General features: G+C 57.1%; 26 protein-coding genes and 1 pseudogene. 24 read left to right on the top strand and 3 right to left on the bottom strand.

Features of this window, described 5'->3' with window-relative positions; genetic code table 11:
• Positions 1-11: 11 nt before the first annotated feature.
• Positions 12-1,364, bottom strand: coding sequence for an MATE family efflux transporter (locus BUC22_RS02540; RefSeq protein WP_073382291.1), 1,353 nt, complete (start codon positions 1,362-1,364; stop codon positions 12-14).
• A 123-nt stretch (positions 1,365-1,487) separates the two neighbouring features.
• On the opposite strand from BUC22_RS02540, the gene BUC22_RS02535 reads away from it, so the two are divergent.
• From BUC22_RS02535 to BUC22_RS02520, 4 genes are all read left to right on the top strand, one after another.
• On the top strand, positions 1,488-2,012 hold the full coding sequence (locus BUC22_RS02535) for a PadR family transcriptional regulator (RefSeq protein ID WP_073382289.1): 525 nt from the start codon (positions 1,488-1,490) through the stop codon (positions 2,010-2,012).
• Positions 2,013-2,089: 77 nt separating this feature from the next.
• Positions 2,090-2,869, top strand: coding sequence for a nitroreductase family protein (locus BUC22_RS02530; RefSeq protein WP_337926989.1), 780 nt, complete (start codon positions 2,090-2,092; stop codon positions 2,867-2,869).
• Positions 2,870-2,880: 11 nt separating this feature from the next.
• On the top strand, positions 2,881-3,243 hold the full coding sequence (locus BUC22_RS02525) for an ArsR/SmtB family transcription factor (protein WP_013379753.1): 363 nt from the start codon (positions 2,881-2,883) through the stop codon (positions 3,241-3,243).
• Positions 3,244-3,258: 15 nt separating this feature from the next.
• Positions 3,259-4,017 carry an EFR1 family ferrodoxin gene (locus BUC22_RS02520; protein WP_073382286.1) on the top strand — a complete coding sequence of 253 codons (759 nt, stop codon included), beginning with the start codon at positions 3,259-3,261 and terminating at the stop codon, positions 4,015-4,017.
• A gap of 2 nt (positions 4,018-4,019) precedes the next feature.
• On the opposite strand, the gene BUC22_RS02515 is transcribed toward BUC22_RS02520, so the two are convergent.
• Positions 4,020-4,610, bottom strand: a complete 591-nt coding sequence (locus tag BUC22_RS02515; RefSeq protein WP_337926988.1) for a LysE family transporter — start codon at positions 4,608-4,610, stop codon at positions 4,020-4,022.
• A gap of 134 nt (positions 4,611-4,744) precedes the next feature.
• Here BUC22_RS02515 and BUC22_RS02510 point away from each other — a divergent pair, with 134 nt between their 5' ends.
• From BUC22_RS02510 to rsgA, 3 genes are all read left to right on the top strand, one after another.
• The gene (locus BUC22_RS02510) at positions 4,745-5,287 is read left to right on the top strand and encodes a helix-turn-helix domain-containing protein (RefSeq protein WP_369521978.1); all 543 of its coding nucleotides are present in this window, start codon (positions 4,745-4,747) and stop codon (positions 5,285-5,287) included.
• Positions 5,288-5,327: 40 nt separating this feature from the next.
• Positions 5,328-5,837 (top strand): GNAT family N-acetyltransferase, encoded by a 510-nt coding sequence (locus BUC22_RS02505; protein WP_073382279.1) that lies wholly within the window; start codon positions 5,328-5,330, stop codon positions 5,835-5,837.
• Positions 5,838-6,045: 208 nt separating this feature from the next.
• Entirely contained in the window at positions 6,046-7,131 is a 1,086-nt protein-coding gene (gene rsgA, locus BUC22_RS02500) for a ribosome small subunit-dependent GTPase A (RefSeq protein ID WP_073382276.1), read from the top strand.
• A 179-nt stretch (positions 7,132-7,310) separates the two neighbouring features.
• On the opposite strand, the gene BUC22_RS02495 is transcribed toward rsgA, so the two are convergent.
• Positions 7,311-7,691 carry a winged helix-turn-helix transcriptional regulator gene (locus BUC22_RS02495; RefSeq protein ID WP_013379760.1) on the bottom strand — a complete coding sequence of 127 codons (381 nt, stop codon included), beginning with the start codon at positions 7,689-7,691 and terminating at the stop codon, positions 7,311-7,313.
• A gap of 185 nt (positions 7,692-7,876) precedes the next feature.
• Between BUC22_RS02495 and larC2 the strand changes: the two genes are divergently transcribed.
• The 17 genes and pseudogenes from larC2 to BUC22_RS02410 all read left to right on the top strand — a co-directional run.
• Positions 7,877-8,377, top strand: a complete 501-nt coding sequence (larC2, locus tag BUC22_RS02490) for a nickel pincer cofactor biosynthesis protein LarC2 (RefSeq protein ID WP_013379761.1) — start codon at positions 7,877-7,879, stop codon at positions 8,375-8,377.
• Between the two features lie 23 nt (positions 8,378-8,400).
• Positions 8,401-10,185 carry a hypothetical protein gene (locus BUC22_RS02485; RefSeq protein WP_073382275.1) on the top strand — a complete coding sequence of 595 codons (1,785 nt, stop codon included), beginning with the start codon at positions 8,401-8,403 and terminating at the stop codon, positions 10,183-10,185.
• A 116-nt stretch (positions 10,186-10,301) separates the two neighbouring features.
• Positions 10,302-11,051 carry a nickel pincer cofactor biosynthesis protein LarB gene (gene larB, locus BUC22_RS02480; RefSeq protein WP_073382272.1) on the top strand — a complete coding sequence of 250 codons (750 nt, stop codon included), beginning with the start codon at positions 10,302-10,304 and terminating at the stop codon, positions 11,049-11,051.
• Positions 11,052-11,060: 9 nt separating this feature from the next.
• Positions 11,061-11,789, top strand: coding sequence for a nickel pincer cofactor biosynthesis protein LarC (gene larC, locus BUC22_RS02475; RefSeq protein ID WP_073382270.1), 729 nt, complete (start codon positions 11,061-11,063; stop codon positions 11,787-11,789).
• 402 nt (positions 11,790-12,191) lie between these two features.
• A complete protein-coding gene (locus BUC22_RS02470; protein WP_073382267.1) occupies positions 12,192-12,941 on the top strand; it encodes a GNAT family N-acetyltransferase in 750 nt (249 codons plus the stop codon).
• Positions 12,942-12,962: 21 nt separating this feature from the next.
• Entirely contained in the window at positions 12,963-13,364 is a 402-nt protein-coding gene (locus BUC22_RS02465) for an SRPBCC family protein (RefSeq protein WP_073382265.1), read from the top strand.
• A gap of 305 nt (positions 13,365-13,669) precedes the next feature.
• Positions 13,670-14,227: a DUF6431 domain-containing protein gene (locus BUC22_RS02460; RefSeq protein WP_073382263.1), complete on the top strand. Its 558-nt coding sequence runs from the start codon at positions 13,670-13,672 to the stop codon at positions 14,225-14,227.
• A 79-nt stretch (positions 14,228-14,306) separates the two neighbouring features.
• Positions 14,307-15,119 (top strand): Rha family transcriptional regulator, encoded by an 813-nt coding sequence (locus BUC22_RS02455; protein ID WP_013379782.1) that lies wholly within the window; start codon positions 14,307-14,309, stop codon positions 15,117-15,119.
• Entirely contained in the window at positions 15,103-15,762 is a 660-nt protein-coding gene (locus BUC22_RS02450) for a hypothetical protein (RefSeq protein ID WP_073382260.1), read from the top strand. Before BUC22_RS02455 ends, BUC22_RS02450 begins: the two co-directional genes overlap by 17 nt.
• Positions 15,750-15,974: a hypothetical protein gene (locus tag BUC22_RS02445; RefSeq protein ID WP_013379784.1), complete on the top strand. Its 225-nt coding sequence runs from the start codon at positions 15,750-15,752 to the stop codon at positions 15,972-15,974. The genes BUC22_RS02450 and BUC22_RS02445 overlap by 13 nt, the downstream gene beginning before the upstream one ends.
• Complete coding sequence (locus BUC22_RS02440; RefSeq protein WP_013379785.1) at positions 15,971-16,213, top strand: helix-turn-helix domain-containing protein; 243 nt, start codon at positions 15,971-15,973, stop codon at positions 16,211-16,213. The genes BUC22_RS02445 and BUC22_RS02440 overlap by 4 nt, the downstream gene beginning before the upstream one ends.
• A gap of 39 nt (positions 16,214-16,252) precedes the next feature.
• A complete protein-coding gene (locus tag BUC22_RS02435; protein WP_073382258.1) occupies positions 16,253-16,486 on the top strand; it encodes a DUF1659 domain-containing protein in 234 nt (77 codons plus the stop codon).
• A gap of 41 nt (positions 16,487-16,527) precedes the next feature.
• Positions 16,528-16,764 carry a DUF2922 domain-containing protein gene (locus tag BUC22_RS02430; RefSeq protein WP_013379787.1) on the top strand — a complete coding sequence of 79 codons (237 nt, stop codon included), beginning with the start codon at positions 16,528-16,530 and terminating at the stop codon, positions 16,762-16,764.
• Positions 16,765-16,768: 4 nt separating this feature from the next.
• A complete protein-coding gene (locus BUC22_RS02425; RefSeq protein ID WP_073382255.1) occupies positions 16,769-17,335 on the top strand; it encodes a YcbK family protein in 567 nt (188 codons plus the stop codon).
• 89 nt (positions 17,336-17,424) lie between these two features.
• The gene (locus BUC22_RS02420; protein WP_143163925.1) at positions 17,425-17,901 is read left to right on the top strand and encodes an SAM-dependent methyltransferase; all 477 of its coding nucleotides are present in this window, start codon (positions 17,425-17,427) and stop codon (positions 17,899-17,901) included.
• Positions 17,902-17,968: 67 nt separating this feature from the next.
• Positions 17,969-18,640, top strand: coding sequence for a GNAT family N-acetyltransferase (locus BUC22_RS02415; RefSeq protein ID WP_317416934.1), 672 nt, complete (start codon positions 17,969-17,971; stop codon positions 18,638-18,640).
• A gap of 71 nt (positions 18,641-18,711) precedes the next feature.
• Positions 18,712-19,275: pseudogene (locus tag BUC22_RS02410) on the top strand (flavodoxin family protein); the annotation flags it as partial.
• Between the last annotated feature and the right edge of the window lie 2 nt (positions 19,276-19,277).

Raw genomic sequence — 19,277 nt, 5'->3', positions numbered from 1 at the left:
TTCAAACAAACCTATTCCCGACCCAAAGCCAGTTCCCTGTGAAGCCGCGCGGCCATGAACACCGTCACAAGGGCGGAGAGCACGTCCGCCACGGGCTGGGCGTACAGGATACCGTTCAGGCCCCAAAAAACCGGGAGAATCAGAATGACCGGGACAAAGCAGAGCCCCTGCCGGCAGGCGCCCAGGATACAGCCCTCCCTTGCCCTGCCCATGACCAGAAACAGAAATGAGTAGACCGTATAAAAGCCAAAGAGCGTGAAAGACAGGCCGTTTGCCCGGAGCGCGGCCGAACCAATCCGGATCATTTCCATATCCTCCCTGGTAAACAGGGACATTAGCTGTGGGGAGAAGAAAGCCACTGTCAGGCCAAAGGCCGCGCAAAAAAGGGTTGACCACAGAATGGCGGTTTTGATGGCTTCGTGAAGCCGACCCCATTTTCCGGCTCCGTAGCTGAATCCGGCAATGGGCTGGAAGCCCTTCAAAAACCCAAACACCACCAGCGAGCCCATGGACATGATCTTGGTGAGCGGCCCCATGGCAGCCAGGGCAGAGGCGCCGTAATCCTTGGCGGCGTCGTTGATCATGCCGATGGAGAGGCTGATCAGCAGCTGGAAAACCAGTGTGGGAATCCCGATTTTCAGAATCTCAGACAGGATCTCCCGGGAAAAGCAGCACTCCCTGGGACTGAAGCTGAACACGCTTTTTTTTCTGAGAATATAGCCAAGATAGACCAGAGTAGAGACCATCTGGGAAAGGGCGGTGGCGATGGCCGCGCCGGCAGCGCCGAAGCCGAGGGTATAGATGAAAACAGGGTCCAGCGCCACGTTCAGGACAGCGCCGGCCATGAGCGCGCACATGGCGGTTTTGGCCGCTCCCTCGCTGGACACAAGGTTGTTCATGGTGACGTTAAACACATTGAAGATTGAAAACAGGATGTAAATACGGGTGTAGGCAAGGGCGTCGGGCATAACGCTCTCGAGGGCGCCGAGCTGTTTTAAAATGGGCTCCAGAAAAAGGACCGAGCCGAGAATGACGAGGGTCCCGGTCAGAATACTGCTGTAAAGGGCGGTGCTGGCCACCTTATTGGCGGTCTCACCATCGCCCCGGCCCAGCAGCCTTGAGAGGTAAGCGGCGGCGCCGTTTCCAAAAAGCAGGCCGAGGCCCACGACGATCTGGCCGAGGGGAAAGGCCACGGTGACCGCGCCCATGGCATTGGTCCCGAGGCCGCCGACAAAATAAGTGTCGGCCAGGTTATACAGGGCGTTGATGAGCATGCCCATCATGGTTGGGAGCCCCAGGGCCAAAAGAGCCCTGGGAATGGGAGCGCTCCCGAGCAGCGCCATTTTAGAGTGGTGTTCTTTCATGATAAAATCTCCTTTTACTTGACATGGATTGTAAAATATAGTACTATAAATTACAGCAAAATAATTGAGGAACCCATAATACTATAAATTATAGTATCTGTCAAGAAGAAAGAGGAGGTTATTATGGCAACCATTGATCTGATTGTACTCGGCATGCTCAGAAAGGAAGCCCTGAGCGCTTATGATATCCAAAAGCAGGTAGAATACCAAAACATATCCAGATGGGTAAAAATCAGCACGCCCTCCATCTATAAAAAGGTCATAAAGCTTGAAGAAAAGGGGTATATTAAAAGCAATGTTGTGAGGGAGGGAAAAATGGCGGAGAAGGCCGTCTATTCCCTGACCAGCGCGGGTGAAAGGGAATTTGAGAAGCTGATGTCGGAAATCGCCTGTAAACCCATCAATATTTTTCTGGATTTTAACGCGGTCATCGTCAATCTGGACAGCCTTACGCCCGCGGACCAGAAGCAGTGCCTGGACAACATTGAGGCGAACGTAAAAAACCTCAAGGGCGATCTGGAAGAAAATATGGCGATGAAGGAAAACCTGCCGGAGATCCCCGAAACCGGCAAGGCTGTGCTGCGGCAGCAGTTTATGCTGGCCGAGGCCATCGAGGGCTGGATCGCAGCGCTTAAGGAACATTTTTAATGGTAACGACTTTCTTTACCAATGTGGCACAATTTATTCGATCTGCTATAATGGTTAAAGAATGTTAACGAAAGAAGGTGGAAGTCATCAATCAACATCACATTAAAATTGACAGGAAAAAATGTATCGGCTGCGGCCTGTGCGAAAAGGACTGCGTGGCCCACAACATCGCGCTGGAGGACGGAAAGGCCCGTGTAAGGGCCCAGGATTGTATCCTCTGCGGGCACTGCGTGGCAGTCTGCCCAAAGGCGGCGGTGGCCATCAGCGGTTATGAGGAGGCACCGGTCCCGGACAGGGGCGGACGTCTGGAGCCCGAGGCGGTGCTGGGGGTAATCCGCCGCCGCCGTACCATCCGGCAGTTCCAGGACCGGGAAATCCCCGAGGCTGTGCTCGCGCAGGTGCTGGAAGCAGGAAGAATAACCCATACCGCGAAGAATATGCAGGATGTTTCCTTTATTGTGCTGGACAGGGAAAAGGAAAAAATCGAGCAGATGGCGGTCAGGCTGTTCCGCAGGCTCAAGCCTCTGGCCGGGCTTTTCAGCCCTCTGGCGCGGCGCAGCCAGATCGGCGATCACTTTTTCTTTTTTCACGCGCCCATCGTCATTGTCATTGCCGCAAAGGCCCCGATCGACGGGGCGCTGGCGGCTCAGAACATGGAGTTTGTGGCAGAGGCCAACGGGCTGGGCGTGCTGTTCAGCGGCTTTTTTACCACAGCCGCGGGCGCGTCGCGCGGGATCAGGAAAACCCTTGGCATCCCCAGGGGCAAAAAGGCTGTCACCATACTGGTGCTGGGCTACCCGGCGGTGAAGTACCAGCGGTCAGCCCAGCGTGAGGCCCTGGATGTCCGGTATTTATAGGAGTGAGCCCTATGGAAAAAACATGTGAGGAGCGGATCGCTGAGATCACCCAGGGCTTTGAGGCCTGCCGGAATGCCTTTACAGCCATCGGCGATGAGACCAGGCAGCTCATCCTGCTGGTGCTGCTGCAGAGCGACCTGTCCGGTATCCGGGTGGGTGAGATAGCCGAAAAAACCCACCTGACAAGGCCCTCGGTTTCCCACCATCTCCAGATTTTAAAGGAGGCGGGCATTGTGAACATGCGGCGGGAGGGAACCCGGAACTACTATTATATCAGCGCGGATGAAACCCAGTGGAAAGCCCTGGCAGAGCTGGTAAACAAGATTTACGACGGCGTGGTGCACATCGGCGGAAACGGGCGCCCAGGCCTTTGAAAGGAGCGGTTTAAGATGATTTTATACTTTTCAGGCACCGGAAACAGTGCCTACACAGCCAAAAGGATCGGACAGGAAATCCAGGACGAGACCCTGAACCTTTTTGATAAAATAAGGAATCAGGACCACAGCGCCCTGTCCTCAGAAAGACCCTGGGTGGTGGTCGCGCCCACCTACGCGTGGCGGATTCCCCGGGTGGTGCGTGACTGGCTCATGAAAACAGCCTTCGAGGGCGCCCGGGACATTTATTTTGTGCTGACCTGCGGCGGCAGCATCGGCAACGCCGGTGCTTATCTGAAAAGGCTGAGCGAAGCCAGAGGCCTGCGCTTTCGCGGCTGCGCAGGGGTCAAGATGCCGGAAAACTACATTGCCCTTTACGACGCGCCCGGCAGGGAGGAGGCCCTGGAAATCATCGGCCGGGCCGAGCCGGCCATCAGCGGTATTGCCCGGCGCATCGGGGAGGGACAGCCCCTGCCCGGGCAGGCCGTCGCTTTTAAGGATAAAATCCAGAGCGGTCTGGTCAATGATATCTTTTACCCGGCAGTGGTGCGTGCCGGCAAGTTCCGGGCCACGGACGCCTGTATTTCCTGCGGAAAATGCGAGGCGGTATGCCCCCTTTCCAATATCCGCCTGGAGAACGGAAGGCCACACTGGGGGAAGCAGTGCACCCACTGTATGGCCTGCATCTGCCGCTGCCCCAGGGAGGCCATCGAGTACGGGAAGCACAGCCAGGGACAGCCGCGCTATCGCTGTCCCAAGGCTCTTGGAGACTGATTTTACAGGAAAAGCGACACTGCGCAGTAAACCAGTAAAAGGGCCATGACCAGGCTTACCGCTTTGGTATGCCTTGCGAAAAAATGGCAGAAAGCCGCGCCGAATAGGGCCCAGACAAAGGAGCCGGACGCGCCGATGAGGGCCAGAAGCGCCGTGAACCCGGCCAGGGCCCAGGGAGACTGGTAAACCGGCAGAATATACAAAGACATGGCAGTAATGGCGTAGATATAAATCTTGGGATTGGCGAACTGCAGGAGCATGCCCGACAGAAAACAGGCCTCTCTGCCGCCTTCGGCCTTTAAATCCGCCGCGCTTTTCCAGACCTTCCAGGCAAGATACAGCATATAGGCGCCGCCGAGAACCTGCATGACAAGCTTTACCCTGGGCAGGAGGGTGTAGAGCGCTGCGCTGAAAACCGTACAGAGCGTCATAATGACCGTGAACCCGGCCAGGATACCCAGGTTAAAGCGGACGCTGCGTCTAAAGCCCAGCCGGGCGGCGTTGCTCATGGAGAGCAGGTTGTTGGCCCCCGGCGTGTAGGCAGTGATGAAGCAGTAAAGCAGAAAATCGTATAAATGGAACAAATCGCACACCTCTTTCCTTTACAAAAGTGCTTTTAGATTATATAATAATACAAAGTGAATATTATATCGCACAATATGTGTGATATAATGATATAACTTGTGCGATATATTGTCAATAGAAAGGTGTGTTTTTTTTGGATACCATGAATCAGATCATTGCTAAAAATATAAAAAGGCTGCGTGAGGAGCGTAAGCTGAGCATGGAGGAGCTCGCGAGGCTGAGCGGTGTGAGCAAAAGCATGCTCGCGCAGATTGAGCGGGGAGAGGGCAACCCAACCATATCCACCCTGTGGAAGATCTCAAACGGCATGGGCGTCCCCTTTGACGCGCTGACCGTCCGCCCAAAAAACCCCTATGAGATCGTGAAAACAGCCGAGCTCCAGCCCCTGCTTGAGGACGATGGAAGGGTGAAGAACTACGCCCTTTTCCCCGACGATGAGAACCGCCGCTTTGCCGTCTATTATCTGGAGCTGGATAAGGGCAGCTATTGGGCGTCTGAGCCGCACCTCAGAGGAACCACTGAGTTTATCACTCTGTTTGCGGGCCGTATTGAAATCTGTACGGGCGGCCAGCGGCTTACAGTGGAAAAGGGTGAAAGCGTGCGGTTTAAGGCCGATACCGCCCATTCCTACAGGAATACAGGGGATGAGACCGCCGTGCTGCACATGATTCTTTTTAACCCGTGATGGCAGCGCGGAATTTTGATAAAACAACGGAGGCAGAAAGATGGTTATCCGACAGGAGACAGAAAAGGATTATGATGAAGTTTACGCGGTTGTGAAGGCAGCCTTTGAGCGCGCGGAGCACAGCGACGGCAATGAGCAGGACCTGGTGGCTGCCCTCAGAAAGGGCGGAGCCTTTGTGCCGGAGCTCTCTCTGGTCGCTCAAAAGGACGGCCGGATCGTCGGGCATATCCTGTTGACCAAAGGCTCTGTGGGCAGCCGGGATGTGCTTGTTCTGGCGCCGCTGTCCGTACTGCCGGAAAACCAGAGCCAGGGCATTGGCAGCGCGCTTATGGAGGCAGGGCGCCAGGCCGCAGAGGCCTTGGGCTATGACTATATCACCGTGCTGGGGAGTGAGGACTACTATCCCCGGGCGGGCTATATTCCAGCGGAGCAGCTGGGTATCCGGGCGCCCTTTGAGGTGCCGCCCGAAAATTTCATGGCTCTGCGCCTGCGTGAAGACGCGGCCCCTTTGAGCGGCGTGCTGCGGTACGCGGCGGAATTTGGCCTTTGAGGGCAAAGCTTAAGGGCCAGGCCAGGGGCTTTGCCTTTGTCCCGGAATATGTTAAAATGAACCGGAACAAATAAGTGAAAAGGAGAAAATGATTTATGTATAAAAACCGTAAAACGGATCTTGCAGCAGGCCGGGAGGTCTGCGCAGAGTAACGCGGCAGAAAACCTCCCATAGGTTTGTATCATACAACTTTAAGGAGGAAAAAACATTGAATAAAATAGTATTGAAGCAGATGGGAATGAACGACCGGATAATAAAGGCAGCAGGTGAATACAGCGGGCTTTACCCCGGGCGGGTAGTATCACAGTATAAAGATGCTTACAGAGTTATGACCGAAAGCGCCGTGCTGATGGCCGAGGTCTCCGGCAGGCTCCGGCATGAAGCGGAGGGGCCCGCGGATTTTCCCGCAGTGGGCGATTTTGTCATGCTGGACCGGGAGAGCGACGCGGGCGGCCATGCCATCATCCACCATGTGCTCCCGAGAAAAAGCGCCTTTATCCGCAAGGCGGCGGGCACAGCCCAGGAGGAGCAGGTGGTTGCCAGCAATATCGACACGGTCTTTATCTGCATGGCCATGAACAAGGATTTTAATCTGAGGCGGCTGGAGCGTTATCTGGCCATCGGCTGGGACAGCGGCGCCGCGCCGGTGGTGGTTCTGACCAAATCCGACCTGTGCGGCCATCCGGCAGAGCGCCTGGCGGAGGCGCAGTCAGTGGCCATCGGGGCAGACGTCATCATGACCACGACCCAGGGGGGCGGAGACTTTGAGGCCGCCATGCCCTACATGCGGCCCGGGCAGACCGTGGCCTTTATCGGCTCATCCGGCGTGGGCAAGTCCACGCTCATCAACGGCCTGGCCGGCGAGGAAATGTTTGCGACAGGCGGTCTGAGAAACGATGACAAGGGCAGGCATACCACCACCCGGCGGGAGCTGATTAAACTGTCAGACGGCGCCATGGTCATCGACACACCGGGGATGCGTGAGCTGGGCGTGGAGAGCGCAGACCTGGACAGAGCCTTTGCCGACATCGAGGCCCTGGCAGAGGAATGCCGGTTCAGGGACTGCACCCATACCACCGAGCCGGGCTGCGCGGTACTCCGGGCAGTGGAGGATGGCGCGCTGGGCGCGGACCGGTTCGCGAGCTACCAGAAGCTGAAAAAGGAAGCAGGCTATGAAGGGCTGAATTCGAGGCAGATCGAGGCCAAGAAGCTTGAGCGGATGTTTGAGAGCGTGGGCGGCATGAAAAACGCCCGGCGTTTTATGAAGGAAAAAGACAAAAGAAGAAAGCGATAGCAGGAAAGCCACAGGACCGGCGCAATTTTGCGCCGGTCTTTTTGTATTTATGGACAAAAGCTTAACGAAAGATTTAGCGATAATGCGCTGAAGGCAAATGACTTGCATTCAATGAAATACGTGTTACAATGGAGGTAAGAAAATGTTTACATCAGCAGGCCGATACCCCAGGGGCGGCATCAGGGCAGCTGGCTGCAGCTTTTGCAGGAGGGCAGCTCTGCCTCCAGGTCTCTGGTGGTATGGGCCTTGGCCCAGGCGCAGATGCTCTGGAGAATGGGCAGGACAGACCGGCCCTTATCGGTCAGGGCGTACTCAACCCTTGGGGGGATCTCATTGTACTGGGTGCGGGCAATAAGGCCGTCGGCGATCAGATCCTTGAGCATGGCGGCCAGGACCGTATCGGTAATGTTGCTCAGCTCTTTTTTCAGCTGTTTATAGCGCATGGTATCATCGGTGGACAGAACGCAGATGATGCGGGCTTTCCATTTGCCGCCAAAGGCCTCCAGTCCGTGCTCAATGGGGCACATTCTTTCTTTTTCAAGTTTGTGCTGGTATTTCATAAGCGCCTCCTCTTATTTGTTAAGATTATTCTAACATAAATCCGGACAGCAAAAAGAAGAATTTAAGATTTCCCCATTACTCATTAATTTATGAGTGGCTCATAAATTTGTGAACAACTTGTTTTAGAGGAAAATGATGCTAAAATGAATTAAGAGAGCGATTGCATCAGGAAAAGGAGGGAGCAATGGACATTCATTCTAAAGACGGACTTGTTTTTATGGTACAGGCCGACCACCTGAGCGGCGAGTGCGTCGGGCAGGCCATCGGCCATCTCTACACCGCCGGGGCCGCGAACGTGCAGGTGGTGCCGGCCATCACCAAGAAAAACCGGCCGTCCTATCTGTTTTTTATCGACTGCAGGCCGGATTCGGCAGACAGGGTAGAGGAGGCCATTGCCGGGGAGCTGACCAGCGGCGGCTGGCACCGCATGGACACAGTGCACCGCTATCAGTACAATGAGAGGCTGAAGCGCCCCGTGGAACTCTGTTTTCAGGGAGAGACGCTCCACTTTACTGTGGAGGGCAAGAAATTTGAGAGCGGCAGCCTGCGGCCCGAGCACGACAGTGTAGTGGCGCTGCGGGAGGCGGTTTATGAAAAGTGGCATAAGCCCGTGACCTACGAAGCGGCTTATCATATGGCGGTTTCAGCATTGCTGGACAGTGAAAAAAGTGTATTTCAAATTTAAAGGAATTTTCAGGAGGTAGTATCATGAATGATAATGCAAAATGCAGAGTGATCTCTGCGGTTGAGATGGCTTCGGTATCCAATATTTCAAATCTGACCAACGACCGGATCGAGGCCCTGGCTGGGGGCCACGGCATGGTGAACATGGCCATCCACACCGTTGCCAATGTGATTACAGACGAGCTGTTAAAAGGGGAAAAGCTTTCCATTGAGTTCGCGGACGCCAGACGCCTGCCCATCGACGACATCATGGAAAAGGCTGTCAAGGTCGCCAAGAAATCCGGCGCCGATGGGGCCAACGCGGCCTTGATCACAGCCTGCATCATGTACCTGGCAGGCTCTGCCGCCCAGGTGGGCATTCCGGCGGGCAACCGGAAGCTGGGAGCCACGGCCCGCATGCTGGCCGGCGTGGACCGCAGCGGCGTGGCAGCCATCCCGACCGCCAAGATGAACAATAAAATCTCCGCGTTCCCGGCGGTGCTGGCCATCAACAAGGCCATGCTGGAGGGAACCCTCTCCACGCTGGACGGGCGCAATGTGCCCATGAACGTGGGCGGCGGCCCGCTCTACGGCCACAGCGCCCTGGGAGAGGACTATGTCTGGCCTGAGCTGGCGGTCAACGGCGCGCGCATCGGTACCCAGGCCATGCTGGACGCCATGGCAGGGGCAGTGATGGTTCCCCATCCCTTCACCGCCGCAGTGCTGGGCGCAGCGGCGATTCTTGAAATCATCCACCCCGACGCCGAGGTGCCAGAGGGCGAGGGCGTTTACGGGCGCACCAGCTCGGCCTATCTGGTGGGGAAATCCGCGGTGGCTACCGCAGGACTGCCGGAAGAGGTGCACTTCAAGGTAACGGGCGAGGCTGTGGACACCGCCAAGCTGGTGGGCGATGTCGGCCTGATCCTCAAGGACATTGGCGCCCCGTCGGTCATTGGCATGATGGCCTTTGATGAAATCTTTTCCTGCTTCCAGGAAGGCATCGCGGGCTTTTCCGGCGGGCCGGTCAACGCGCCCCTGGGCCATGTGGGCGCCTACGCGGTCATCGGCATGAAAGCCCTGATCAAGAACGGCGGCGACGCGGCCAAAACTGGGCAGGAAATCGTGGCCGAGCGCAGTGCCTGCTCCTTTGATCCGGAGGTGGCCCAGCTCAGCATTAACACCATCTGCCGCAAGGCCAATGAGCTGTGGCGCGGGCCGGTGACCAATATGCTCATCGACGCCACCGAGCCGGCAAGGGCCTGGGCCATCCACCGCCGGGCAGAGTACGCCTATGATCAGATGATGACAGGTACCAGCCTGGAAGACATCGTCTCCAAATTTGACGACGACCGCATCGCAGAGGTTGAAAAGAACGCGGGTGTCCTGCTTTCCGGCATGGTGGGCGAACCGGTGAGCATCAAGGTGCGCCGGATTGAGCCTGCTGCCCGCAGAACCTCCAAGCTGGCCCAGAAATACTGGTCCTTTGACCCCTTGGTCGACATCACCGTGACCGTAGGCGACAACGTGGCCGAAATGGACGGCTTTGTCCATGATATTATTCCCAGGGTTGTGAAAGGGGAATGTCAGGATGTGGCCTGGGCCGTGACTCTGGGCGCAGCGGTCATGGATGAGCTGGCCCTGTGCGCCTGCAGTATTTTGAATGTGACCGTGCCCGCGGCTGTGGCGGCTGCCATGAAGAAGCATGACCCCGCGGAGGCGGCAGATATTGTGGAAAAAGCCGCGCACCTGACCCGGGCTATCCCGGGAGGCAAGTTCGCAGCCCAGAAGGTTGCGGCGCTGGCCCTCAGTATTGTGGAATACCAGGCATAGCCTGTAAACAGCATCCCCTCTTCAGCAGTGTGACCGCCCGCGAATCCGAGGATTTTGGGATTCGCGGGCGTTGTCTGTCTGCGGCGGGTACATTAAAGGAGAAAGGGTAAAATGAAATGACAAAAAAAGAAATGGAACGCATTTTAAACGCGGTGCGCTCCGGCGCCATGGGTGTCGGGCACGCCCTGGAGCAAATGCAGGAAATGCCCTACAAAGATCTGGAATACGCCAAGGTGGATTATCACAGAGAGCTGAGAAACGGCTTTCCTGAGGTTATCTACAGCCCCGGGAAAAGTCTCGAGCAGATCCAGGGCATTGTGGCCGATATGCTTGCGCGCACAAAAGGCAATATCCTGGCCTCCCGGGCCGATGAGCAGGTCTACGCGGCCATCCGGGAGCTGACCGAAGACGCCGTCTATTACAAGGACGCCCGGTCGGTGGTGGTCAAGCGCCAGGAATACCCGGTATCCGAGGAATATATCGCAGTGGTGACCGCAGGCACCTCGGACATCCCGGTGGCTGAGGAGGCAGCTGTGACCGCCATGGTCATGGGCAACGCGGTGCGGCGGCTGTATGATGTGGGCGTGGCCGGAATCCACCGGCTTTTAGACAACGTGGAGGTCATCAACGGGGCCCGGGTCATCATTGTGGTGGCAGGCATGGAGGGCGCGCTGGCCTCAGTGGTCGGTGGTCTCACGGACAAGCCAGTGATCGCTGTGCCCACCAGCATCGGTTATGGAGCCAACTTTGGCGGCATCTCCGCCCTGCTGGGCATGCTGACCTCCTGCGCCAGCGGCATCGGCGTGGTCAACATCGACAACGGCTTTGGGGCGGCCTGTATGGCCTCGAAAATCAACCAGCTTTAGGAGGCATTCATGAAAATCGTGTATTTTGACTGCTTTGCGGGCATCAGCGGCGATATGACCCTCGGGGCCTTTCTGGACTGCGGCGTGAGCCCGGAGACCCTGCGGCAGGAGCTTGAAAAGCTTGGCCTGCCTGGCTTTCACCTTGAGATTGAAAAGACAAAAAAGCGGGGGATCACCGGCACCAGCTGCCGGGTGGCCGCCGACCGGGAGGAGCACTGCCACCGCCATTTTGCGGAGATTCAGGAGATGATTGAAAGCAGCAGCCTGGACGCGCCGGTCAAGGCCACAGCCCTGTCCATGTTTGGCCGGGTGGCAAAGGCCGAAGGAAAGGTACACGGCGTACCGCCCGAAAAGGTCCATTTCCATGAGGTGGGGGCCGTAGATTCCATTGTGGACATTGTGGGCGCGGCCATCTGCGCCCACGCGGTGGCAGCGGATAAAATTCTGGCCTCTGCGGTGAACACAGGCCAGGGCTTTGTGGCGTGCGCCCACGGCGTCCTGCCAGTGCCGGCGCCAGCCACCGCCGAGATTCTGGCCGACACAGGCTTTGAGGTTTACGCCCACGCTGCCGAGGGAGAGGCGGTAACACCGACTGGCGCGGCCATTCTGGCAGAGCTGGCCAGCCCCGCAGACGGCTTTCCCGCCATGCGCATCCATCGTGTGGGCTATGGCTTTGGCGAGCGTGAGTTTGAGGTGCTTAACGCCCTGCGCGTCTTTATCGGCGGGGACGAGGCTTGATCGCTCCACGCCTGAGCCGTCCAGTAACGATCTTTAAAAACCTGACAGACATTGTTAGGTTTTTCAGAGTGTAGACAAATGTTATTATGAAGAGGTGAAGCGTTAAAGGGAGGATTGTTTAATGGAGAATGAAGAATTGAGAATGGAGAATGATTGACCCCTTTTTCTGACGAAAAAGCGATTGAAACAGCGGCCTTTGGCCGCAAATCCAATCAAAATGCACAGCATTTTGTTCCTCTAATTCTCCATTCTGCATTCTCAATTCTCCATTGAAATTGCCTCTTGCTTTAACTTTACAACCACATTTTGACTTTTCGACACCCTGAAAAACCTGACAGACATTGTCAGGTTTTTTTGGTATAATGGTACAAAGAGCCAAAAGGCAAAAGAGGGAGGAAATCAATGAGTGAAGCGTATCTTAATCTGACAGCGGAAAACCTGGACAGCCAGCATGTGTGCTGTGCCATAGCCGACAAAAAGCACCAGTGCGGTGTGGCGGCAAAAAAGAAATGGCTGCGGGAGCGGCTGGACGAGGGCCATGTTTTCAGGAAGCTGGATGACCGGGGGAAGGTCTTTATCGAGTACGCGCCCCTCGAGACTGCCTGGACGCCGGTGCTGGGGGACAACTACCTGTATATTTACTGCCTGTGGGTGGCCGGGTCTTTTAAAGGAAAGGGCCACGGGGCCGCGCTGCTGGACTACTGCATCGAGGACGCAAAAGCGCGCGGGAAATCCGGTGTGTGCGTGCTGAGCGCCAGAAAGAAAAAGCCTTTTATGGCAGATAAGAAGTTTTTTATGAAATATGGTTTCGAGACCGTTGACACCACAGACGACGGCTACGAGCTTCTGGCCCTGTCCTTTGATGGGAGCCTGCCCCGCTTTGCCCAGAATGTCAAAAAACAGGCCATTCCGGGCAAGGAGCTGACCATTTACTACGGTATGCAGTGCCCCTTTATCCCAAACTGCATTGAACAGGCAAAGGGCTACTGCGAGGCCAACGGCATCCCTCTGGAGCTGGTGGCCGTGGACAGCCTGGAGGCCGCCAAGGCAGTGCCCTGCGTGTTTAACAACTGGGCTGTTTTTAAGGACGGACGGTTCGAGACCGTCCACCTGTTAAACGAGGGCCAGCTGAAAAAACTGCTGGCCAAATAGGCGTTAGGAAAGGAGACAGAGATGGCAAAAGCAAAGCTGAAAATTAGTTTACCCTGCAGCGTCTCCGCCCTCTGGCGGGTGGTCACCGACAACACCGACAGCGGCTGGCGCAGCGACCTGAGCCGGATCGAGGTTCTGGACGAAAGGCGGTTTGTGGAATACACCACAAAGGGCTACCCCACACACTTTACCGTCACCGCTTTCGAGCCCTGTAAACACTACGCCTTCGACATGGAAAACGGCAATATGAAGGGCCGGTGGGAGGGCCTTTTCAGCGAGGAGGACGGTCAGGCCGTCCTTACCTTTACCGAGGAGGCCGCGCCCAAAAAGTTCTTCATGCGCCCCTTTATCGGCCCCTACCTGAAAAAGCAGCAGGCCCGGTACGCGGCCGACCTGGAAAAAGAGCTGATGAAAGAAAAATAAGCGCGAAAAACAGCGTGTGGAAGAACCTATCCGCGCGCTGTTTTTTTCAGATGTTCGATTTTTTTATCAGCCGGAACAGAGAAAATGACCGGCAGAAAGCTCAGCGCATAAAAAAATCGAGACAAAGCAAACCGAATGTGATATAATATCCCTAATGAAAAAACAGTATTAAAGTGCTAAAAGCACCAAAATAAATAGTGGTTTCCGGGACACATGTCAATCAACCGGCACACAGACGCTCAATGGGCGCTGTGTGCCGGTTTTTTTATTGGCCTGCGGCGTCCGGGAACTCTGGGAGGAAGAATATGCTCATATCCAAAGCGCAGATTATGGTGAGGGGGGAGACCAGCGGCAGGGACTGTGAAGCCGGGCAGCTCCTGAAGATTGTTTACGAGGAGATGCCGGACTGTCCGCGGTGCAGCGCGCCCATGAGCGTGCGCGACCACTTCTGGCGCGTGGTTATCGGCATGGACGGCGTCCGGAGGAAAATACGGCCGCGACGCCTGGTCTGCACCTGCGAGACCTGCGCGCTGCACACCCGGCCGCAGCGCAACCTGCCCCAGGGGGGTGTGCCCGGCCGCCAGTACAGCGCTGAGGTGCACCAGGCCATCGCCGAGGGCCGCAGCGATGTGCCCTGCGCTCCAAACACCATTCACCGCATTTACAGATGGCTCCTGAGCCTGGCTGTTTTTGTGCTGTCCTGCGGGCTTTTTATGCCCGATTGTGAAAACGTTAACGAAGTGGCTGGAAGAGCGCAGCATCCCCTGGAGCGTCTGAGGGATAAAGCCGGAGGCGGTGAGCAGTGGTTTGCCCGGGTGGTGGAGAGGGCCGCCGGCCGGGGCGGGGGTTTGCACTGGGTTTAGGATGTGATTGACATAGGAATAGGGTAAACTCACGGTATCATCTCAAAAAGATGAAATTTCTGATGATTGAGGAGGTACAATGATGAAAACCCAAAACAAAGGTCCGGAAACATCCCGCGGCCTTGTTCATTGTGCAGAAAATTCAAAAACGGACAAAGAGATTGCGGTCACCCTGTGGGAAAACCGCCCTGTGGTAGGGAGCCGGCAGGTGGCCCGGGACTTTGAGCGGGCCCACAAGAGCGTGCTGAGGCGTATTACCCTGCTGAGGCGGGAGACATCGGCACAAAATTGCGCCGATCTTTTTATGAGCTCCACTTATGTCGACCAGTACGGAAGAACACAGAAGGAATACCTCATCACCCGGGACGGCTTTGCCCTGCTGGTCATGGGCTTTACCGGCGCCCAGGCCCTTTCCTGGAAGCTCCGGTACATCCAGGCTTTTAACGCCATGGAGGAACAGCTCCGCAGGCAGGCGCTCTCCATGCCCCAGGATAAGGCCCTGCTGGCCGCCGCGGTGCTGGAGGCCGAGAAGGTCATGGCCGGGCTGCGGGCAGAGGCCGACTACGCGAAGCGTGTCCTTGACAGCACGGCCCTCATCCCCATCACCGGCATCGCCAAGGATTACGGCATGACCGCGGATTTTATGAACCGCCTGCTCCACAGCCTGGGCGTCCAGTTCAAAAAGGGGAAGCGCTGGTATTTGTACGAGGCCTGGCAGGACGCAGGCTACGCGGCCACCAACACCGACACCATCCGCAAAAAAGACGGCAGCGTCAAGGTGGTGGAGAGCCTGCAGTGGACCCAGAAGGGCAAACGCTTTATACGCGGGCTGCTGGCCGAAAATAACATCTACCCTGTACTGGAGCGTGGCAGCCATGAACTTTGTGACTGAGTTTCTGAGCTTTATGGCCTGGCTCATGGCACGGCCGCGCAGGTCCTTAGAGGTTCTGGGCCTCTGGGTGTACCTTTTTATCAAAAATAACGCCGCCGCCGTCCAGGACGAGGACGGCAGCTGGTACTGGCCTGTATGGTTCGAGGTGGACAGCAGCGCGCTGCGCGCCTTCATGGACGGAATCTCCTCGAAACGCCTCTGGGAACTCCGGCAGGAGCTCATCCGGTATTCCCGGCTGGAATACCAGAAGGCTTCCGGCGGCGCCCCCGCCCGGTACGCCCTGATCCCCTTCGACACCGGGCTGCGGCAGGTTCGACTGAGTTCCGCAGCCCATTCCGGCAGTGGTTTCTTCTGGAAGCCCGCCGCGGAATGCAGTGGAAACCCGGCGGGATTCCACCCGGAACGCCCTCGGGAACAAAGCCGGTTTTCTTCTGATTCAGATATAAATAATAAATATATAAATACAAAGAGTATTCCGGGGTATGCGGACACCAACCCCAACGGCTTCAACATTCCGCCAAAGCTTACCGAGGAGGAAGAGAGCCAGCTTGAGGCAGCGTATCCCGACCCGGTCGAGCGCTTCTGGGCAGGCATGGCCCTCCGGGATCAAAAGGCAGAGGAGGAGAAAGCATGGGAATTTTAAAGGACCGCTACGCCGATCTCTACGGCGAGCACTTTTACGTATCGCCCGAGTACACCGCCTATGACTGCATGGCCGAGGGCACCCTGCGCTGCACCATCAGAGCCCGCACCCTGGAGGAGGCCGAGAGCCTTTTTGCCGAAGAGCTGGACCGGGCAGAGGAAGATCACCCCGGCCTCCAGCTCCGGCTCCAGTGGGTGGCGGAGGACGAATGAAAGACTTTGGCCGCTGGGTGCGGGAGCAGCGTCTGGAAAAGGGCCTCACCCAGCCCCAGCTGGCCGAAACCACCGGCCTCAGCGTCAAGACCATTTTCAGGGCCGAGCGCGGCGATGCCGTGAGCGCCTATACCCGGGAGCAGCTCACCGCCTGCCTGGGCGGCTTTGGCCCGGAGAACACCGGCCAAACCGGCCAAACCGGGCACTTTGTACTGTCCATATACCGGGCGGTTTTATGATGCTATACTGAGAACATCAAAACGAAAGGAGAGATGCAGATGGCTTATGAACGCGTTGCAATTAAAAACGAGCTTAAGATGAACCTGAACTACGGCGAAGTCGGCGGCAAGATCAAGAAAAAATTAAAGACCATCGGCGGCGTCACCACCGATGAGTCCGTGGCCACCACCGAGGCAATCGTAAAAACCGGCAAAGCACTGGGGACCTTAATGACCCCCATTGTGGAAAGCATCAACAACGCCATGTATTATGACAACCGCGAGGTCGCATAAGACAGCGGCTTTAATAAAAATCAATGGAAAGGAGACAGTATATGGAGACAAGTACCAGCAAAACCCTGGAACTGGAATTTCTGTTAGATAACGGCGATACCGATACCATCAGCCTGCCCGACTATCTGGAAGACGTGACCAAAGAGCAGATCATCGCCGCGGCCGACATCGTCATCGCCCAGAACATCTTTCAGCCCGGCGGCGCTTCCTACCAGAAGCTCAGAAGCTACGAATTTGTGGACAAAACCGTACGGAAAGAAGAACTGGTAACCGTGTAAAAACATGAACGTAAAAATAAAAAAACAGGTGGTCCTGCTGATTTTAGCAGCCATCATGGTAACATCGGCCTGCTTTTTAGCAGGCCAGATGCATCGGGCGGGAGGTGCGGCCAAAAGACCAGAGACAGAAACCGCCGCGTCAGAGCCGCCAGAGCCCTTACCGCCGGAAGCCCAGTCCGCCGGGCCAGAGGAAGCCCCAATGCCCCCGCCAGAGCCGGACCCTCCGCCGGCTCCGGTCATGGCCACTGCCCATTTCGCCCGTGACGAGTACCGGTGCGACTGCGCAGGCTACTGCGGCGGGTGGCCCTGCGAGATGAACCCTGCGCTCCTCGATAAGATCGAAGCCCTGCGCCGCGCCTGCGGGTCGCCGGTTATCATCACCTCCGGCGTGCGGTGCAAGGCGCGTAACGACGAGGTGGGCGGGGTGCCCTGGTCCTTCCACAAACGGGGCGACGCGGCGGACCTGTACTGCCCGGGCGTGCCGGTGGGTGACCTGGCCCAGATGGCTCAGACGCTGGGCATGAATGTGCTGCCCTATTACGGGAGCGGCTATCTCCATGTGGAAATCTGAGGGACAAAAAATAAAATCCGCCCGGGCCTTGACCTTGACATGATGTCATGGTTTAAACTGGAGGCACAACAAATAAAGGAGGTCACACAGTGAACCAGTTTACAGTAAAGCCCATCGGAACCGTCGATATTAATGAAGAGGGGATGTTTATCCGGCTTGAGCCAGCCTACATTCCGGCCCTGCGGGGGCTGGAGGGCTTCAGCCATATCAGCCTGCTCTTTTGGTTTGACGGCTGCGACACCGCCGCGGCCCGCGGTGTTCTCGAAGCCCCCAGCCCCTATAAGGGATCGCCCGAAGTCATGGGGATTTTCGCCACCCGGTCACCCGCGCGGCCCAATCCCATCGCCCTGAGCACTGCCCAGGTTATCCGTATCGACCACGCGTCAGGCGTGATCCAGATCGCCTACACCGATGCCGCCGACCAGACCCCAGTACTGGACATCAAGCCCTACACCCCAAGCCTGGACCGGGTCGAAAGCCCCGCGGTGCCGGACTGGTGCAGCCACTGGCCCAAAAGCCTGGAGGAATCCGGCGATTTTGACTGGGAAAGCGTGTTTAATTTTTAAGGCAGAAAAGACCGGCTCGACTTCGCGCCGGCCTTTTTTATTGGCCGATGGACGGCAGGGCCGGGGTGTGTTAGAATGGGAGAAAGATGAAATCGAGGGCCGGCCGCCCGGGCGCGCGGCCCAGAGGGAGGACAGCATGGATAAAAAGAAGATAGGCATACGGGTGGCAACGGCGCAGGACGCGGCGGCGCTTTTGGATATTTACAGACCCTATGTGGAGGAGACAGCCGTTAGCTTTGAGTACGAGACGCCATCGGTGCAGGCCTTCGCGGAGCGTGTGGCAGCCATCAGCGGGAAGTACCCCTTCCTGGCCGCCGAGCAGGACGGCAGGCTCCTCGGCTATGCCTGCGCCACGGCGTTTAAGGAGCGGGCCGCCTACGACTGGGCGGTAGAAACCACGGTCTACGTCCGCCGGGAGGCCAGGGGGACAGGCGTCGGCCGCGGGCTTTACGAAGCCCTTGAGACCTGCCTGGCTGCCCAGAATATCCTGAATCTTAACGCCTGCATCGCGGTGCCGGAGGGAGAGGACCCCTACCTGAGCATGGACAGCGTGGCTTTTCACACCCGTCTGGGCTACCGCTCGGTTGGCGTGTTTCACCAGTGCGGCTGCAAATTTGACCGGTGGTACAACATGCTGTGGATGGAAAAGCATATCGGCGTGCATCAGAAAAACCAGCCTCCGGTGAAGGCCTTTGCGGCCGTCCGGGAGGCGCTGAGGGCGCAGTACGGCCTGGGCTGAGTCAACCTGGCCGAGAATGTTTTGGAAAAAAGCAGAAGCATATTCTGCAGCACAAACCCAAGGAGGAAATCATGAAAGCGTGTATACTACAGGGAAGCCCCCGGAAGGGCGGCAACACAGCACAGCTGCTGGCGCCCTTTACGGAGGAAATGGAAAAAAATGGCTGGGACTGCGGGTCCATAAGGCTGTATGACCGGGATTTAAAGCCCTGCGTGGCCTGCCGGCGCTGCCAGAAGGACTGGCGCATTTTCGGCTGCCCGCTGGAGGACAACATGCAGGAAATCTTTGACGCGGTGCTCGGGTGCGACCTGCTGGTGCTGGCCACGCCCATCTATTCATGGTACTGCACCCCGCCCATGAAGGCAGTGCTGGACCGGCTGGTTTACGGCATGAACAAATACTACGGCGAGGAGAAGGGACCCTCTCTGTGGGCCGGAAAACACCTGGCCCTCATCACCACCTGCGGCTACAGGCCCGAAGCCGGTGCCGACCTCTGGGAGGCCGGGGTGACGCGGTATTGCCGGCACTCCCAGCTGCGCTACGCGGGTATGCTGGCCGAAAGGCACATGGGTTATGGGACTGTTTTTATGGATGCGGAAAAGGCAGAGCGTGCCCGGGCCTTTGCCCAGGGCCTGTG

Origin of the sequence: Eubacterium callanderi, assembly GCF_900142645.1 — a bacterium.
In the GTDB taxonomy this organism is placed as follows: Bacteria; Bacillota; Clostridia; order Eubacteriales; family Eubacteriaceae; genus Eubacterium; species Eubacterium callanderi.
Note: the sequence above shows the minus strand (reverse complement) of the source record. Positions and strands in the feature narration are given on the sequence as shown.

What these genes read in the sequence shown, in the direction of transcription:
- BUC22_RS02540 (WP_073382291.1), bottom strand. Translation starts at nt 1,364, where the DNA reads ATGAAAGAACACCACTCTAAAATGGCGCTGCTCGGGAGCGCTCCCATT.
- BUC22_RS02535 (WP_073382289.1), top strand. Translation starts at nt 1,488, where the DNA reads ATGGCAACCATTGATCTGATTGTACTCGGCATGCTCAGAAAGGAAGCC.
- BUC22_RS02525 (WP_013379753.1), top strand. Translation starts at nt 2,881, where the DNA reads ATGGAAAAAACATGTGAGGAGCGGATCGCTGAGATCACCCAGGGCTTT.
- BUC22_RS02520 (WP_073382286.1), top strand. Translation starts at nt 3,259, where the DNA reads ATGATTTTATACTTTTCAGGCACCGGAAACAGTGCCTACACAGCCAAA.
- BUC22_RS02510 (WP_369521978.1), top strand. Translation starts at nt 4,745, where the DNA reads ATGAATCAGATCATTGCTAAAAATATAAAAAGGCTGCGTGAGGAGCGT.
- BUC22_RS02505 (WP_073382279.1), top strand. Translation starts at nt 5,328, where the DNA reads ATGGTTATCCGACAGGAGACAGAAAAGGATTATGATGAAGTTTACGCG.
- BUC22_RS02495 (WP_013379760.1), bottom strand. Translation starts at nt 7,691, where the DNA reads ATGAAATACCAGCACAAACTTGAAAAAGAAAGAATGTGCCCCATTGAG.
- larC2 (WP_013379761.1), top strand. Translation starts at nt 7,877, where the DNA reads ATGGACATTCATTCTAAAGACGGACTTGTTTTTATGGTACAGGCCGAC.
- BUC22_RS02485 (WP_073382275.1), top strand. Translation starts at nt 8,401, where the DNA reads ATGAATGATAATGCAAAATGCAGAGTGATCTCTGCGGTTGAGATGGCT.
- larB (WP_073382272.1), top strand. Translation starts at nt 10,302, where the DNA reads ATGACAAAAAAAGAAATGGAACGCATTTTAAACGCGGTGCGCTCCGGC.
- larC (WP_073382270.1), top strand. Translation starts at nt 11,061, where the DNA reads ATGAAAATCGTGTATTTTGACTGCTTTGCGGGCATCAGCGGCGATATG.
- BUC22_RS02470 (WP_073382267.1), top strand. Translation starts at nt 12,192, where the DNA reads ATGAGTGAAGCGTATCTTAATCTGACAGCGGAAAACCTGGACAGCCAG.
- BUC22_RS02465 (WP_073382265.1), top strand. Translation starts at nt 12,963, where the DNA reads ATGGCAAAAGCAAAGCTGAAAATTAGTTTACCCTGCAGCGTCTCCGCC.
- BUC22_RS02460 (WP_073382263.1), top strand. Translation starts at nt 13,670, where the DNA reads ATGCTCATATCCAAAGCGCAGATTATGGTGAGGGGGGAGACCAGCGGC.
- BUC22_RS02455 (WP_013379782.1), top strand. Translation starts at nt 14,307, where the DNA reads ATGATGAAAACCCAAAACAAAGGTCCGGAAACATCCCGCGGCCTTGTT.
- BUC22_RS02450 (WP_073382260.1), top strand. Translation starts at nt 15,103, where the DNA reads ATGAACTTTGTGACTGAGTTTCTGAGCTTTATGGCCTGGCTCATGGCA.
- BUC22_RS02445 (WP_013379784.1), top strand. Translation starts at nt 15,750, where the DNA reads ATGGGAATTTTAAAGGACCGCTACGCCGATCTCTACGGCGAGCACTTT.
- BUC22_RS02440 (WP_013379785.1), top strand. Translation starts at nt 15,971, where the DNA reads ATGAAAGACTTTGGCCGCTGGGTGCGGGAGCAGCGTCTGGAAAAGGGC.
- BUC22_RS02435 (WP_073382258.1), top strand. Translation starts at nt 16,253, where the DNA reads ATGGCTTATGAACGCGTTGCAATTAAAAACGAGCTTAAGATGAACCTG.
- BUC22_RS02430 (WP_013379787.1), top strand. Translation starts at nt 16,528, where the DNA reads ATGGAGACAAGTACCAGCAAAACCCTGGAACTGGAATTTCTGTTAGAT.
- BUC22_RS02425 (WP_073382255.1), top strand. Translation starts at nt 16,769, where the DNA reads ATGAACGTAAAAATAAAAAAACAGGTGGTCCTGCTGATTTTAGCAGCC.